Here is a 14,453-nt window from a genome sequence, read left to right on the forward strand (position 1 = left end):
CCTTGTGGCACCGGGCGAGGGGCGTCAAGGCAGCTCACTTCGCCACCAGCTCCTCGATCAGCGCCAGGCAGTCCCCCAATGCCGGGGAGCTGTCGCCGACGCGGCGGCTGATGATGATCGGCGAGGTGGCGTTGCCTTCCAGCAGGCGGGTGTAGCCGATGTCGTCGCGGTGCTGCAGCTGCACCGAGGCGGGCACCAGGGTGATGCCGATGCCGGCGGCGACCAGGCCGATGGCGGTCTGCAGTTCGTTGGTCCACTGCGCCACGCGGATCTGCAAGCCGTGGGTGGCGAACAGCGCGAGCACATGGTCGGCGTAGCTCGGGCGCGGGTTGCCCGGGTAGAGCACGAAGGGCTCGCGGGCCAGGGCTTCCAGGCTCGCCGGGGCGGCCAGCAGCGGGTGGCCGGCGGGGAGGGCGGCGACCAGTGGGTCCAGGGTCAGCACCTGCTGGTGGATGGCCGGGTCCTCGATGTGGATGCGGCCGAAGCCGATGTCGATACGCCCGGCCTTGAGCGCCTCCACCTGCTGCAGGGTGGTCATCTCGTTGAGCCCGAGCTCCAGCTCGGCGTCGCTGCGCAGGCGGCGGATCAGCTCCGGCAGCACGCCGTAGAGGGTCGAGGGGGCGAAGCCGATGCCCAGCCAGGTCTTCTCGCCCTGGCCGATGCGCCGGGTGTTGTCGCAGACCTTGGCCAATTGCTCCAGCAGGGCGCTGGAGTGCTCGTGGAAGAAGCGCCCGGCCTCGGTCAGGCGCAGGGGCCGGCCGCGCTCGAGCAGGGTGACGCCGAGCTCTTCCTCGAGCTGCTGGATCTGCCGGCTCAAGGGGGGCTGGGCGATATGCAGGCGCTCGGCGGCGCGGGTGAAGTTGAGGGTTTCGGCAAGGGCCTGGAAGTAGCGCAGGTGGCGAAGCTCCATGGGGATCTCTCTGTGCCTGGTTTGATACCTGGTGAGTATGGTGCCAGACAAACTCAATATTGGAACCGGTTGAATCGTGGATTTAGGCTCCAGTTCATTGAAAACAGAACCTGATGGGTATTGAAATGATTTCTAACGCGATCGAGTCCCTCGAAGCGATCATCGTCGACCTGCCGACCATACGCCCGCACAAGCTGGCGATGCACACCATGCAGAACCAGACCCTGGTGATCCTGCGCATCCGCTGCGCCGACGGCATCGAGGGCATCGGCGAAGCGACCACCATCGGCGGCCTGGCCTACGGCTACGAAAGCCCCGAGAGCATCAAGACCAACCTCGACCGCTACTTCGCGCCGCTGCTGGTCGGCCAGGACGCCAGCAACATCAACGCCGCCATGCAGCGCATCGACCGCAGCATCACCGGCAACACCTTCGCCCGTTCGGCGGTGGAAACCGCGCTGCTGGACGCCCAGGGCAAGCGCCTGGGCCTGCCGGTGAGCGAGCTGCTCGGTGGCCGTGTGCGCGACAGCCTGGAAGTGGCCTGGACCCTGGCCAGCGGCGACACCGCCCGCGACATCGCCGAGGGCGAGCACATGCTGGAGGTGCGCCGCCATCGCATCTTCAAGCTGAAGATCGGCGCCAACGAAGTGAACCAGGACCTGCGCCACGTCATCGCCATCAAGAAGGCCCTGGGCGATCGCGCCAGCGTGCGCGTGGACGTCAACCAGTACTGGGATGAAGCCGTGGCCCTGCGTGCCTGCCAGGTACTGGGCGAGAACGGCATCGACCTGATCGAGCAGCCCATCTCGCGCAACAACCGCGCCGGCCAGGCCCGCCTCGCGCTGCGCAGCCCGGCGCCGATCATGGCGGACGAGTCCATCGAATGCGTCGAGGACGCCTTCAACCTGGCCCGCGAAGGCGCCGCCCCGGTGTTCGCCCTGAAGATCGCCAAGAACGGCGGCCCGCGCGCCGTACTGCGCACTGCCGCCATCGCCGAGGCGGCCGGTATCGGCCTCTACGGCGGCACCATGCTCGAAGGCAGCGTCGGCACCCTGGCCTCGGCCCATGCCTTCATCACCCTGGCCGAACTGGCCTGGAACACTGAACTGTTCGGCCCGCTGCTGCTGACCGAGGAGATCGTCACCGAGCCGCCGCGCTACGAGGACTTCCAGCTGCACGTGCCGCGCCTGCCCGGCCTCGGCCTGACCCTCGACGAGGAGCGCCTGGCGCGCTTCCGTCGCACCTGATACCGCCTGAAGAAGGAGACCCACGCATGCTGTTCCACGTGAAGATGACCGTGAAGCTGCCGCTCGACATGGACCCGGACAAGGCCGCGAAGCTCAAGGCCGACGAGAAGGAACTGGCCCAGCGCCTGCAGCGCGAGGGCAAGTGGCGCCACCTGTGGCGCATCGCCGGCCACTACGCCAACTACAGCGTGTTCGACCTGGCCAGCGTCGAGGAGCTGCACGACACCCTGATGCAGCTGCCGCTGTTCCCCTACATGGAGATCGAGGTCGACGGGCTCTGCCGCCACCCTTCGTCGATCCACCAGGACGATCGCTGATCGCCGCCTAGCCCCAGCCAAGCCCGGCCAATAACTACAAGATGAGGTTCCAACCATGACTGTCAAACTCTCCCAGACCGAAAGCGTCCAGCAGTTCTTCAAGCAAGCCTCCGGCTTCGACAACGACCAGGGCAACCCGCGCATGAAGACGCTGGTGAACCGCATCCTCCTCGACACCGTGAAGATCATCGAGGACCTGGAGGTGACCACCGAGGAGTTCTGGAAGGCGGTGGATTACCTCAACCGCCTGGGCAGCCGCCAGGAGGCCGGCCTGCTGGTGGCCGGCCTGGGCGTCGAGCACTACCTGGACCTGCTGCTGGATGCCCAGGACGAAGCCGCCGGCTACAGCGGTGGCACCCCGCGCACCATCGAGGGCCCGCTCTACGTGGCCGGTGCGCCGCTGTCCGAGGGCGAGGCACGCATGGACGACGGCACCGACCCGGGCACCGTGCTGTTCCTCCAGGGCCAGGTGCTGGACGCCGAGGGCCAGCCCATCGCCGGCGCCACCGTCGACCTGTGGCACGCCAATACCAATGGCACCTATTCCTACTTCGACAGCACCCAGTCCGAGTTCAACCTGCGCCGCCGCATCATCACCGACGGCGAAGGTCGCTACCGTGCCCGCAGCATCGTGCCCTCCGGCTACGGCTGCCCGCCGGACGGCCCCACCCAGGAGCTGCTCGACAGCCTGGGCCGCCACGGCAACCGCCCGGCGCACATCCACTTCTTCATCTCCGCTCCCGGCCATCGCCACCTGACCACCCAGATCAACCTCTCGGGCGACCAGTACCTGTGGGACGACTTCGCCTACGCCACCCGCGAAGGCCTGGTGGCCGAGGTGCGCTTCATCGAGGACGCCGCAGCCGCCGACGCCCGTGGCATCGAAGGACGCTTCGCCGAGATCGACTTCGACTTCCAGCTGCAGGCCGCCGCCAAGCCGGATGAAGAAGCGCGCCGCGATCGCGTCCGCGCCCTGGAAGCCTGAGGCTCCTGGTTCCGGCGGGGATTCACCCGATTTTCCCCGCTGTTTTCAACCACGCCGGTGGTCATGCCGGCGTGGTTCTTTTGTGCCGGCGATGGGCCTTTCGCGGCTAAAGCCACTCCCACAGAGCGCCGCAGCACCGTGCCTTTTCCGATCAACGACGATGACCGGGGCGTGGGGTGGATGACGCGCTTCTCATCCACCAGCGGTGTTATGGCGTGCGGCGATGTGGGGCCTGCGCGAGGAGGGGACACGCGGGCCGCTGCGCGGCCCTTGGGCGAATGAATTGGCCCCTGCGGGATCGATTGCCGAACCGGCACCAATCCCTTGCACATTCCGAATCCTCGTTGCGCATTCCGCGCAGCCAGGTGCGGGTCGGGCCCCTAGGATCGAGGCTCTTGAACGAGGAGCTTGACCCATGAACATCAGCGTTATCGGCGGTGGACACGGTTGCTACGCAGCAGCCATCGAACTGGCGGAGAAGGGCCATCGCGTGTGCCTGTGGCGGCGTGACGGCGCGGCGCTCAAGGAGCTGGCGGCCATCGGCAGCCTGACCGTCAAGGACTACCGCGGCACCCGCCAGGTGGCCGTGGGCGGCGAGGGCGCGAGCCTCAGCCTGAGCGACGACCTGGCCGAAGCCGTGGCCTTCGCCGAGCTGCTGGTGGTGCCGCTGCCGTCCACCACCCACGAGAGCCTGGCGCGGGAAATGGCGCCGTTGCTGCGCGACGGCCAGGTGCTGTTCCTGCCGCCGGGCACCTTCGGCAGCTACCTGTTCGCCAAGGCCATGCACGAGGCTGGTAACCGCGCCGAAGTTGCCTTCGCCGAGACCGGCACCTTGCCCTACCTGGCCCGCAAGCACGGCGCGGCCGACGTGGTGATCAGCGGCTACGCCACGCGCCTGCCCACCGGGGTGTTCCCCAGCCGCCTGGCCGAGCCGGCCTTCGCCCTGCTGCGCCAGGCCTACCCGAGCGTCGAGCCCATCGAGGACGGCCTCAGCGGTGCGCTGATGAATGCCGGGCCGATCATCCACCCGCCGCTGATCATGATGAACGCCGGCCCCCTGGAGCACTTCGAGACCTGGGACATCCACAACGAAGGCACCCAGCCGGCCATCCGCCGCGTCACCACCGCGCTGGACGCCGAGCGCATGGCCCTGCGCGAGGCCCTCGGCTACCCGGCGCCGCATTTCCCCCTGGCCGACCACTACAACACCACCGAGGGCGATGAGTGGATGTACGGCCGCGGTGCCCACGGCACGCTCACCGACAGCGGCGACTGGCGCGAGGACATCGACCTGCAGCGCCACCGCTACATGCTGGAAGACACGCGCCTGGGCCTGTCCTTCCTGGTCTCGGTCGGCCTCTGGGCCGGTGTACCGATGCCCGTCGCCCAGGGCCTGCTGAGCATCGCCTCGGCGGTGGCCGGCTTCGATCTCTATGCCGAGGGTCGCACCCTGGAGCGCCTCGGCCTGGCGGGTTTGAGCCGCGCCGAGATGGTCGAGCTGCTGCGCGAGGGCATCCACTGATGGCCGCGCGCATCGCCGTGGTCGGCGCCGGGCGCATGGGCGAAGGCATCGCCCTGGCCTTCATGCACGCCGGGCTGCCGGTGACCCTCATCGACATCAAGGCCCGCGATGCCGAGCAGCAGCGGGGGTATTTCGACAAGGTGCGCGCCAGTCTCGCCAGCGAGCTGCAGACCCTGGTACGCCTCGGCGTGCTCGAACCCGGGCAGGCGGACGAGGCGTTGGGCCGCGTGCGCCTGTGCGACCGCGAGCAGGCGCGGGCCGACCTGGCCTGCGCCGAACTGGTGTTCGAGGCGGTGCCCGAGGTGCTGGAGGTCAAGCGCGAGTGCTTCGCCTGGCTGAGCCTGCATTGCAGCGGCGACTGCATCATCGCTTCCACCACGTCCACCTTCCTGGTCACCGAGCTGGCCGGGCTGCTCAGCCACCCCGGGCGCTTCGTCAACGCCCACTGGCTCAACCCGGCCTACCTGATCCCGCTGGTGGAGGTGAGCCGCAGCGAGGCCACCGACGGCACGGTGGTCGAGCGCCTGCTGGCGTTGCTGCGCCGGGTGGGCAAGGTGCCGGTGCTCTGCGCCCCGGCGGCGGGCTACATCGTGCCGCGCATCCAGGCCCTGGCGATGAACGAGGCCGCGCGCATGGTGGAAGAGGGTGTGGCCAGCGCCGATGACATCGACACCGCGATCCGCGTCGGCTTCGGCCTGCGCTTCTCGGTGCTGGGCCTGCTGGAGTTCATCGACTGGGGGGGCGGCGACATCCTCTACTACGCCTCGCGCTACCTGGCCGGTGCCATCGACCCGCGCTTCGCCTCGCCCCAGGTGATCGCCGACAACATGCACGAGGGCCGCAACGGTTTGCGCGAGGGGCAGGGCTTCTATGACTACGCGGGCGTGGACGTGGAGGCCTACAAGCTGCGCCGCCTCGGCGAATTCACCCGCAAGCTCGACCTGATGGGGCTCGCCCCGCGTTTCAACGGGGCCTTGAGGCAGGCGTGAACGCGCCCCTCGCGGCCCCGGTTGCGGGGTGGCGGGCACAGTGCCCGCCGCCTTATCTACATGAACCACGGACCACGAGGTAACGATGCGCCTGTTCGAACTGATCACATTCACCCTGCGTGTGCGCACCACGGCCGATGCCCTGGCACGCCTGGAAGAAACCCTGGCCAGCAGCGGCCCCGGCTGCACCCTGATGGGCTGCTGGGCCTCGGAAATCGGCCCGTTGAACCAGGTCATCGTGCTGCGCGGCTTCACCGACGAGCTGGCCCGCCAGGCCGAGCGCGAGCGCTACCTGCTGGCGCGGGACGCCTTCGGCATCGAATGCTTCATGACCGACATGAAGGTGGAGAACTACACGCTGTTCCCCTTCCTCGAACCCCTGGCACCGGGCGCCCATGGACCCTTCTACGAACTGCGGGTGTACGACCTGATCCCCTCCGGCCTGGCACCGACCCTGGAGGGCTGGAAGAAGGCCGTCGGCCCGCGCACCGGCGAGGGCTACTCCCGAGTCTACGCGGCCTTCTACGCCACCGACGGCCGCACCCCGCGCTACCTGCACATCTGGCCCTACGCGAGCCTCGAGCAACGCCTCGACGTGCGCACCCGCGCGGTGGCCGATGGCGTCTGGCCGCCGGAAAACTCCGGCCCGCAGCTGCGCGACATGCACTCCACCGCGTGCCTGCCGGCGCGCTTCTCGCCGTTGCGGTGAGCACCGCAGGGCGAATGAATTCGCCCCTACCAGGCAAACTGCGGTGTGTGGGTGATACATCGCTTGGTGGATGAAAAGAGCGTCATCCACCCTACACGGCGGTCAGCTCCGTAGGGCGGGTGAAACCCGCGAAAGTCTTGCACCGCAGGCGTCGGGTTGCACCCGACCTACGGTGGCACGGTGCGTAGGTTGGTGCCGAGCGCAGCGAGGCCCAACGCAGCGATGCATGGCCTCGCTGCGGCAATCCCAGTGGGAGCGGCTTCAGCCGCGAAAGACCTGCCGCCGGCACTGGGCCGCGAGTGGTCGGATGCTCCATCGCGAATGAATTCGCTCCCACGATGGGGCAGCGCGCCGGCTGGATTTCTTCAGGCAAAAAAAGCCCCGCGACAGGGGCACCGTCGCGGGGCGAGAGGTCGGCCGGGGGGCGGCCGAGCCAGGAGGAGAGGTCAGGCCTGGGGTTGCCAGCCGCCGCCGAGGGCCTTGTAGATGGCGACGATGCCGCTGTAGAGCTCCACTTCGGCCTGGGCCTGGGCGTCTTCGGCGGCCAGGCGCTCGCGTTCGGCGTCCAGCAGCACGAGGAAGTCCACGGTGCCTTCGCGGTAGCGCACGGCGGCCTGCTGGGCGGCGGCGCGGGTGGCCTCCGACTGGCGCACCAGGGCGATCAGCCGCTGCTGGCGCTTGGCGTAGTCGCTGAAGGCGTTCTCCGACTCTTCCAGGGCCAGCAGCACCTGCTGCTCGTAACCGGCCAGGGCGCCGTCGGCTTCGGCTTCGGCGCCGCGCAGGCGGGCCCGCACGCTGCCGAGGTCGAAGGCGGCCCAGCTGATGGTCGGCGCCACGCCCCAGGCACGGGCGGCGGAAGAGCCGATCTGCGAGCCGCGCCCGGCGGTGAAGCCGAGGAAGCCGGAGAGGCTGACGCGGGGGAACAGGTCCGCCGTGGCCACGCCGACATTGGCGGTGGCGGCGGCCAGCTGGCGCTCGGCGGCGGCGACGTCGGGGCGGCGACGCAGCAGCTCGGCGGGGTCGCCGATGGGCAGTTCCTTGGCGATCACCGGCAGCGGCTTGGGCGCCAGGTCCACGGTCAGCTGCTCCGGGCGCTGGCCGAGCAGGGTGGCGATGCGGTTGCGCGAGCGCACTTCGAGGGCCTGCAGTTGCGGTAGGGTGGCTTCGGTGGCGGCCAGGCGGCCGTCGGCGCGCAGCACGTCCAGCTCGTTGCCGACGCCGGCGTCACGCAGTTGCTCGGTGAGGCCGCGGGATTCCTGCTGGTTCTTCAGGTTTTCGCGGGCGATGCGTTCACGCAGCTGGGCGCCGCGCAGGTTGCCGTAGGCGTCCACCAATTCGGCGATCAGGCTGACCTGAAGCTGTTGCAGTTCGGCCTGGGCGACGCCGATCTCGGCGTCGCTGGCCTCGATCTGGCGCTGGATGCGGCCGAACAGGTCCAGCTCCCAGGCCATGTCCAGGCCCAGGTCGTAGCGCTCGGCGTTGACGCGCTGCTCGGTCTGGCCGGGCTGCTGGCCCTTGCCGACTTCGGCACTGGCGCGGCTGGTGATGGTCGGCAGCTGGTCGTTGCCGACGTCGTCACGGATGGCGCGGGCGGCGCGCAGGCGGGCGAAGGCCACGCGCAGCTCGCGGTTCTGTTCGAGGGACTGCTGCACCAGCTGGTTCAGGGTCGGGTCGTCGAACTGTTGCCACCAGAGGGTTTCGAAGCGGGCGCGGTCGTAGTGGCCGGCGTCTGCCGCAGCGAGCCGCACGGGCTCGCTGTCGGGGGCCTTGTAGTCCGGGCCCACGGCGCAGGCGCTCAAAGCGAGGGCCAGCAGGGCAGGGGCGAAAGCCTTGTTGATCATGCGTGCAGTTCCTTGAGTTTCTGGGCCTTGGCCGCCTTGCGGGCTTCGCCTTTCTCGACGAAGCCGCGGATCAGCACATAGAACACCGGGGTCAGCAGCAGGCCGAAGAAGGTCACGCCGATCATCCCGCTGAACACCGCGACACCCATGGCGTGGCGCATTTCAGCGCCGGCGCCGGAGGAGAGCACCAGGGGCACCACGCCCATGATGAAGGCGATGGAGGTCATCAGGATCGGGCGCAGACGCAGGCGGCAGGCTTCCAGTACCGCGGCCAGGCGGTCGAGGCCTTCTTCCTGTTTCTCCTTGGCGAATTCGACGATGAGGATGGCGTTCTTGCACGCCAGGCCCACCAGGACGATCAGGCCGATCTGGGTGAAGATGTTGTTGTCGCTACCGGCGAGCATTACCCCGACGATGGCCGAGAACAGCACGGTCGGCACGATCAGGATCACCGCCAGCGGCAGGCTCCAGCTTTCGTACTGGGCGGCCAGCACCAGGAAGGCCAGCAGCACGCAGAGCGGGAAGATGAAGATCGCGGTGTTGCCGGCGAGGATCTGCTGGTAGGTCAGGTCCGTCCATTCGTAGGTCATGCCGTTGGGCAGTTCTTCCTTGAGCAGCTTGGCGATCGCTTCCTCGGCCTGGCCGGAGCTGTAGCCCGGGGCGGCGGCACCGTTGATCTCGGCGGTGATGAAGCCGTTGTAGTGCATGACGCGGTCCGGGCCGGAGGCGTTGTCGACCTTGACGAAGGTGGACAGCGGGATCATCTCGCCACGGTTGTTGCGCACCTTCAGCTGGCCGATCTGCTCGGGTTCGAGGCGGAACGGCTGGTCGGCCTGGACGTTGACCTGGTAGGTACGGCCGAAGCGGTTGAAGTCGTTCGCATACAGCGAGCCCAGGTAGACCTGCATGGTGTCGAAGATGTCGCTGATGGCGACGCCGTGGGTCTTGGCCTTTTCGCGGTCGATGTTGGCATCCACCTGCGGGACGTTGACCTGGTAGCTGGTGAACACCGACATGGGGTTCAGCTCGGGAAGCTGGCGCGCCTTGTTGATGATGTTCTGGGTCTGCTTGTACAGCTCCTCGTAGCCCAGGTTGCCGCGATCCTCCACCTGCAGGCGGAAGCCGCCGATGGTGCCGAGGCCTTGTACGGGCGGCGGCGGGAAGATGGCGATGTAGGCGTCCTGGATACCGGCGAACTCCTTGTTCAGCTCGGCGGCGATGGCACCGGCGGACATGGACGGGTCACGGCGCTCGTCGAAGGGCTTGAGCGGGGTGAACACGATGCCGCTGTTGGGGCTGTTGGTGAAGCCGTTGATCGACAGGCCCGGGAAGGCCACGGTGTTTTCCACGCCCGGGTGCTTGGCGGCGATCTCGGACATGCGCTTGATCACCGCTTCGGTGCGATCCAGGGTCGCGGCGTCGGGCAGTTGGGCGAAGGCCACCAGGTACTGCTTGTCCTGCTGCGGCACGAAGCCGGCCGGGGTGCTGGAGAAGCCCATGTAGCCGAGCACCAGGATGCCGCCGTAGACCAGCAGGGCCACCGAGCTGCCGCGCAGCACGCGGCGCACGGTGCCGACGTAGCCGTTGCCGGCGCGCTCGAAGACGCGGTTGAACGGGCCGAACAGCCAGCCACCGAAGAGCTTGTCGAGGATGCGCGAGAAGCGGTCCTTGGGCGCGTGGTGGTCTTTCAGCAGCACGGCGGCCAGCGCCGGGGACAGGGTCAGCGAGTTGAAGGCCGAGATCACGGTGGAGATGGCGATGGTCAGCGCGAACTGCTGGTAGAACTGCCCGGTGAGGCCGGAGATGAAGGCGGTGGGCACGAACACGGCGCACAGCACGAGGGCGGTGGCGACGATGGGGCCGGTCACTTCCTTCATGGCCTGGCGGGTGGCGTCCACCGGTGATTTGCCGAGGCCGATGTTCCGCTCGACGTTTTCCACGACGACGATGGCGTCGTCCACCACGATGCCGATGGCCAGTACCAGGCCGAACAGCGACAGGGCGTTGAGGGAGAAGCCGAACAGGTGCATCACCGCGAAGGTGCCGATCAGCGAGACCGGTACGGCCACCAGCGGGATGATCGAGGCGCGCCAGGTCTGCAGGAACAGGATCACCACCAGCACCACGAGCACGATGGCTTCGAGCAGGGTGTGGACCACCGCCTCGATGGAGCCGCGCACGAAGATGGTCGGGTCATAGACGATTTCGTAGTCCATGCCCTGGGGGAAGCTCTTCTTCAGCTCGGCCATGCGGCCCCGCACGGAGTCGGAGATCTCGATGGCGTTGGAGCCGGGGCGCTGGAACACCGGGATGGCCACGGCCGGCTGGTTGTTCAGCAACGAGCGCAGGGCGTACTGGCTGGAGCCCAGCTCGATGCGTGCCACGTCGCGCAGGCGGGTGATCTCGCCGTCGTCGCCGGCACGGATGATGATGTTCTCGAACTCTTCCTCGGTCACCAGGCGGCCCTGGGTGTTGATCGAGAGCTGGAAGCTGTTGCCCGCATCGGACGGCGGCGCACCCAGGGCACCGGCCGCAACCTGGCGGTTCTGCTCGCGGATGGCGTTGACCACGTCGGTGGCGGTGAGGTTGCGCGAGGCCACCTTGTTCGGGTCCAGCCAGACGCGCAGGGAGTAGTTGCCCATGCCGAACAGCTGCACGTCGCCCACGCCGTCCAGGCGCGCCAGCTCGTCCTTCACGTTGAGCGCGGCGTAGTTGGACAGGTAGAGCATGTCGTAGCGGTTATCCGGCGAGGTCAGGTGCACCACCATGGTCAGGTCCGGGGAGGCCTTGTCCACGGTCACGCCGAGCCGCTGCACTTCGGTGGGCAGGGTGGGCATGGTCCGGGTGACGCGGTTCTGCACCTGCACCTGGGCGTTGTCCAGGTCGGTACCCAGGGCGAAGGTGATGGTCAGGGTCAGCTTGCCGTCGTTGGTGGACTGGGACGACATGTAGAGCATGCCTTCCACGCCGACGATGGCCTGCTCCAGGGGCGAGGCCACGGTTTCACCGATCACCTTGGGGTTGGCGCCGGGGAAGTTGGCGCGCACGACCACGGTGGGCGGGACCACCTCGGGGTATTCGCTGATGGGCAGCTGGAACAGCGAGATGGCGCCGCCGATCAGGATCAGCAGCGACAGCACGGCGGCGAAGATCGGCCGCAGGATGAAGAACTGGGAAAAATTCATGTCGTACTACCTCAACCGCGCGGAGCGACGGCAGGTTTGGCGTTCTGTTCGGCGACACGCGGTGCGTCACGGCCTTCCACGCTCTGGCGCAGGCGGGCCAGCTCGGCGAGGGTGCTCTCGTCGGCCATGGGCACGGACTGCGGGTCGACGGTGGCGCCGGGCATGGTGTGCTGCAGGCCGTTGACCACGATCTTCTCGCCCTTGGCCAGGCCGGTGCGGATGATGCGCAGGCCCTGGACCTTCGGGCCGAGCTCGATGGCGCGGTAGGCCACGGTGTTGTTCTCGCCCAGGACGAGGACGAACTTCTTGCCCAGGTCGGTGCCGATGGCATCGTCCTTGATCAGCGCAGCGGGGTAGGTGTCGCTGCCCACCAGCTTGATGCGGGCATAGAGGCCGGGGGTGAAGCGGCCGTCCTTGTTGTCGAACACGGCGCGGCCACGGATGGTGCCGGTGCGCGGGTTGACCTGGTTGTCGAGGAAGTCCAGCTGGCCCAGGTGCGGGTTGCCGGTCTCGCTGGTCAGGCCCAGGTACACGGGGCTGGCACCACGAGCATCGCCGCCGGCCTTGCGGGCCAGTTCGACGTACTTGAGGAAGACGCGCTCGTCGGCATCGAAGTAGGCGTAGACCTTGTCGGTGGAGACCACGGAGGTCAGCAGCGACTGGCCGGCGTTGACCAGGTTGCCTTCGGTGATCTCGGCGCGGCTGACGCGGCCGTCGATGGGCGAGGTGATGCGGGTGAAGCTGAGGTTGAGCTTGGCGTTGTCCAGCTCGGCCTGGGTGGCGGCGACGGCGGCCTGGGCTTCCAGGGCAGCGCTGCTGCGGGCATCGGCCAGCTCGGCGGAGATGGCGTTGCTCTGGCGCAGGCGGTCACCGCGGCGGGCTTCGTTCAGCGCGCGGGTCTGGCCGGCGCGGGCCTGTTGCAGCTGGGCTTCCAGGCGTTTCACTTCGGCCTGGAAGGGGCGCGGGTCGATCTGGAAGAGCAGGTCGCCCTTCTTCACCAGGCTGCCTTCGCGGAAGGACACGCTGTCGATGTAACCGGAGACGCGCGGGCGGATCTCGACGGATTCCGGCGCCTCCAGGCGGCCGGTGAATTCGTCCCATTCGTTGATCGGCTGTTGCAGCACTTCGGCCACGCTGACCTTGGCGGCAGCGGGTGCAAGCGTGGCTTCGGGGGCCTTACCGCACGCCACCAGCACCAGCAGGGATGCGAGGGTGAGGCCGGTTCGCCAGGTGGATTTCGTGGACTGTTCCATGTGTAGCTCCGCCAATTGGATTTGTAGATGGGCGGAGTCTGCTGGCTGGCTCGTTCATGCACGAATCGAACGCCACGAAGATAAATATCACCGTCAGTGATGAATCGCTTTTTTCCATTGATAGTAAGTGGCTTGCCCTGGAAAACCGCACTGGAATGGGGATTTCAGCGGTCCACTGCACGGTTTTCGAGCATTCACGGGATTGCTTGCAGGGAGGTATCCGGGGCGTTCTATCGATAGAAGCGAATGGCTGTTCTTTTCATCGATTCGGGCCTGCGCTGGCGCTCAGCCGTAGGCGCGAGCTCTGCTCGCGAAGCGCCGTGCCGTGGGTATTCGGTGGGCTGAAGCGGAACGCCGCCCGGCCCACCCTACGGGCCTGGTGGATGAAAAAGCGTCATCCACCCTACAGTCGTGCCCCCAACAGGACCCGGACGTTTCGACGGAGCGCTGCTCCCTGTAGGGGCGACTTCAGTCGCCAAGCGGTGCGTGGCTGGATTATTCGAGGCTGTCCGGGTCGCCGCAGTACATCTGGATGCGCGAGCGCAGCCAGCGCTCGGCGGGGTCGTTGTCCTGGGCGCCGCGCCAGGCCATGGACAGTTCGAAGGCACGGCCGCCGTAGGGCGGGTCCTCCACGCGCAGGCCGCCTGCGGCGGTGAGGGCTGCGGCGGTGTAGTCGGGCACCACGGCGACGATGTCGGTCCCGGCGAGCAGGGCACCGAGGCCATTGAACTGCGGCACGGCCAGCACCACGCGGCGCTTGCGTCCCAGTTTCTCCAGTTCCTCGTCGACGAAGCCGGACAGGTCGCCCGCATAGGAAACCAGCGCGTGGGGGCGCGCGCAGTAGTCCTCCAGGCTCAGCGGGCCGGGTACGGCATCGGCACGCAGGAGCTTGGACTTGGAGCGGCGGATGGTCTTGCGCTTGGCGTTGGCCGGCAGCTCGTCGGTGTAGCTGACACCCACTGAGATCTCCCCGGAGGCCAGCAGGTTGGGCATGAGCAGGTAGTTGGTGCGGCGCACCACCAGCACCACGCCCGGCGCTTCGGCACGCAGGCGGCGGAGCAGGGCGGGCAGCAGGCCGAACTCGACGTCGTCGGACAGGCCGATGCGGAACACCGCGTTGCTGGTGGCCGGGTCGAAGTCGGCGGCACGGCTGACCGCCGTGGAAATGGAGTCCAGCGCCGGGGAGAGCAGGGCGAAGATCTCCACTGCGCGGGCGGACGGCTCCATGCTGCGGCCGGTGCGCACGAACAGCGGGTCATCGAAGAGGGTACGCAGCCGCGCGAGGGCTGCACTGATGGCGGGCTGGCCGAGGAAGAGCTTCTCCGCCGCCCGAGTCACGCTGCGCTCATGCATGAGCGTCTCGAACACGATCAGTAGATTGAGGTCAACTCTACGTAGGTCGTTCCTGTTCATGCAGGGCTACTTCCGAAATGAGTGTGTGAAAAATGAGGCTCTGCAGCGCGGTCGTCAAGGCTCACATCATCCGTGTTTATGA

The 14,453-nt window shown here is 67.7% G+C and carries 11 protein-coding genes; 6 read left to right on the forward strand and 5 right to left on the reverse strand.

Translation table 11 applies throughout. From position 1 onward, the window contains the following. Positions 1-34 precede the first annotated feature (34 nt). On the reverse strand, positions 35-910 hold the full coding sequence (locus tag ACYJSS_RS02175; RefSeq protein WP_111262702.1) for a LysR family transcriptional regulator: 876 nt from the start codon (positions 908-910) through the stop codon (positions 35-37). A gap of 125 nt (positions 911-1,035) precedes the next feature. Here ACYJSS_RS02175 and ACYJSS_RS02180 point away from each other — a divergent pair, with 125 nt between their 5' ends. From ACYJSS_RS02180 to ACYJSS_RS02205, 6 genes are all read left to right on the forward strand, one after another. Further along, positions 1,036-2,157: a muconate cycloisomerase family protein gene (locus tag ACYJSS_RS02180; protein ID WP_236206056.1), complete on the forward strand. Its 1,122-nt coding sequence runs from the start codon at positions 1,036-1,038 to the stop codon at positions 2,155-2,157. A 26-nt stretch (positions 2,158-2,183) separates the two neighbouring features. After that, positions 2,184-2,474 carry a muconolactone Delta-isomerase gene (catC, locus tag ACYJSS_RS02185; protein ID WP_021217318.1) on the forward strand — a complete coding sequence of 97 codons (291 nt, stop codon included), beginning with the start codon at positions 2,184-2,186 and terminating at the stop codon, positions 2,472-2,474. A 55-nt stretch (positions 2,475-2,529) separates the two neighbouring features. Further along, positions 2,530-3,459 (forward strand): catechol 1,2-dioxygenase, encoded by a 930-nt coding sequence (gene catA, locus ACYJSS_RS02190; protein WP_236206055.1) that lies wholly within the window; start codon positions 2,530-2,532, stop codon positions 3,457-3,459. Between the two features lie 415 nt (positions 3,460-3,874). Continuing rightward, positions 3,875-4,981 carry an NAD/NADP-dependent octopine/nopaline dehydrogenase family protein gene (locus ACYJSS_RS02195; protein ID WP_236206054.1) on the forward strand — a complete coding sequence of 369 codons (1,107 nt, stop codon included), beginning with the start codon at positions 3,875-3,877 and terminating at the stop codon, positions 4,979-4,981. Continuing rightward, complete coding sequence (locus ACYJSS_RS02200) at positions 4,981-5,970, forward strand: 3-hydroxybutyryl-CoA dehydrogenase (RefSeq protein WP_373875143.1); 990 nt, start codon at positions 4,981-4,983, stop codon at positions 5,968-5,970. The genes ACYJSS_RS02195 and ACYJSS_RS02200 overlap by 1 nt, the downstream gene beginning before the upstream one ends. A gap of 85 nt (positions 5,971-6,055) precedes the next feature. After that, positions 6,056-6,679, forward strand: a complete 624-nt coding sequence (locus tag ACYJSS_RS02205) for an NIPSNAP family protein (RefSeq protein WP_236206053.1) — start codon at positions 6,056-6,058, stop codon at positions 6,677-6,679. A 446-nt stretch (positions 6,680-7,125) separates the two neighbouring features. Here ACYJSS_RS02205 and ACYJSS_RS02210 read toward each other — a convergent pair whose 3' ends face one another. The 4 genes from ACYJSS_RS02210 to ACYJSS_RS02225 form a co-directional block, all read right to left on the reverse strand. Next, positions 7,126-8,520, reverse strand: a complete 1,395-nt coding sequence (locus tag ACYJSS_RS02210; RefSeq protein ID WP_236206052.1) for an efflux transporter outer membrane subunit — start codon at positions 8,518-8,520, stop codon at positions 7,126-7,128. Then, positions 8,517-11,705, reverse strand: a complete 3,189-nt coding sequence (locus ACYJSS_RS02215) for an efflux RND transporter permease subunit (protein WP_111262693.1) — start codon at positions 11,703-11,705, stop codon at positions 8,517-8,519. Before ACYJSS_RS02215 ends, ACYJSS_RS02210 begins: the two co-directional genes overlap by 4 nt. 11 nt (positions 11,706-11,716) lie before the next feature. Next, positions 11,717-12,958: a multidrug efflux RND transporter periplasmic adaptor subunit MexE gene (gene mexE, locus ACYJSS_RS02220; protein WP_236206051.1), complete on the reverse strand. Its 1,242-nt coding sequence runs from the start codon at positions 12,956-12,958 to the stop codon at positions 11,717-11,719. 495 nt (positions 12,959-13,453) lie between these two features. Next, positions 13,454-14,371: a LysR family transcriptional regulator gene (locus ACYJSS_RS02225; protein WP_111262691.1), complete on the reverse strand. Its 918-nt coding sequence runs from the start codon at positions 14,369-14,371 to the stop codon at positions 13,454-13,456. Positions 14,372-14,453 lie beyond the last annotated feature (82 nt).

It is taken from the genome of Pseudomonas sp. No.21 (assembly GCF_054558415.1).

What these genes read in the sequence shown, in the direction of transcription:
- ACYJSS_RS02175 (WP_111262702.1), bottom strand. Translation starts at nt 910, where the DNA reads ATGGAGCTTCGCCACCTGCGCTACTTCCAGGCCCTTGCCGAAACCCTC.
- ACYJSS_RS02180 (WP_236206056.1), top strand. Translation starts at nt 1,036, where the DNA reads ATGATTTCTAACGCGATCGAGTCCCTCGAAGCGATCATCGTCGACCTG.
- catC (WP_021217318.1), top strand. Translation starts at nt 2,184, where the DNA reads ATGCTGTTCCACGTGAAGATGACCGTGAAGCTGCCGCTCGACATGGAC.
- catA (WP_236206055.1), top strand. Translation starts at nt 2,530, where the DNA reads ATGACTGTCAAACTCTCCCAGACCGAAAGCGTCCAGCAGTTCTTCAAG.
- ACYJSS_RS02195 (WP_236206054.1), top strand. Translation starts at nt 3,875, where the DNA reads ATGAACATCAGCGTTATCGGCGGTGGACACGGTTGCTACGCAGCAGCC.
- ACYJSS_RS02200 (WP_373875143.1), top strand. Translation starts at nt 4,981, where the DNA reads ATGGCCGCGCGCATCGCCGTGGTCGGCGCCGGGCGCATGGGCGAAGGC.
- ACYJSS_RS02205 (WP_236206053.1), top strand. Translation starts at nt 6,056, where the DNA reads ATGCGCCTGTTCGAACTGATCACATTCACCCTGCGTGTGCGCACCACG.
- ACYJSS_RS02210 (WP_236206052.1), bottom strand. Translation starts at nt 8,520, where the DNA reads ATGATCAACAAGGCTTTCGCCCCTGCCCTGCTGGCCCTCGCTTTGAGC.
- ACYJSS_RS02215 (WP_111262693.1), bottom strand. Translation starts at nt 11,705, where the DNA reads ATGAATTTTTCCCAGTTCTTCATCCTGCGGCCGATCTTCGCCGCCGTG.
- mexE (WP_236206051.1), bottom strand. Translation starts at nt 12,958, where the DNA reads ATGGAACAGTCCACGAAATCCACCTGGCGAACCGGCCTCACCCTCGCA.
- ACYJSS_RS02225 (WP_111262691.1), bottom strand. Translation starts at nt 14,371, where the DNA reads ATGAACAGGAACGACCTACGTAGAGTTGACCTCAATCTACTGATCGTG.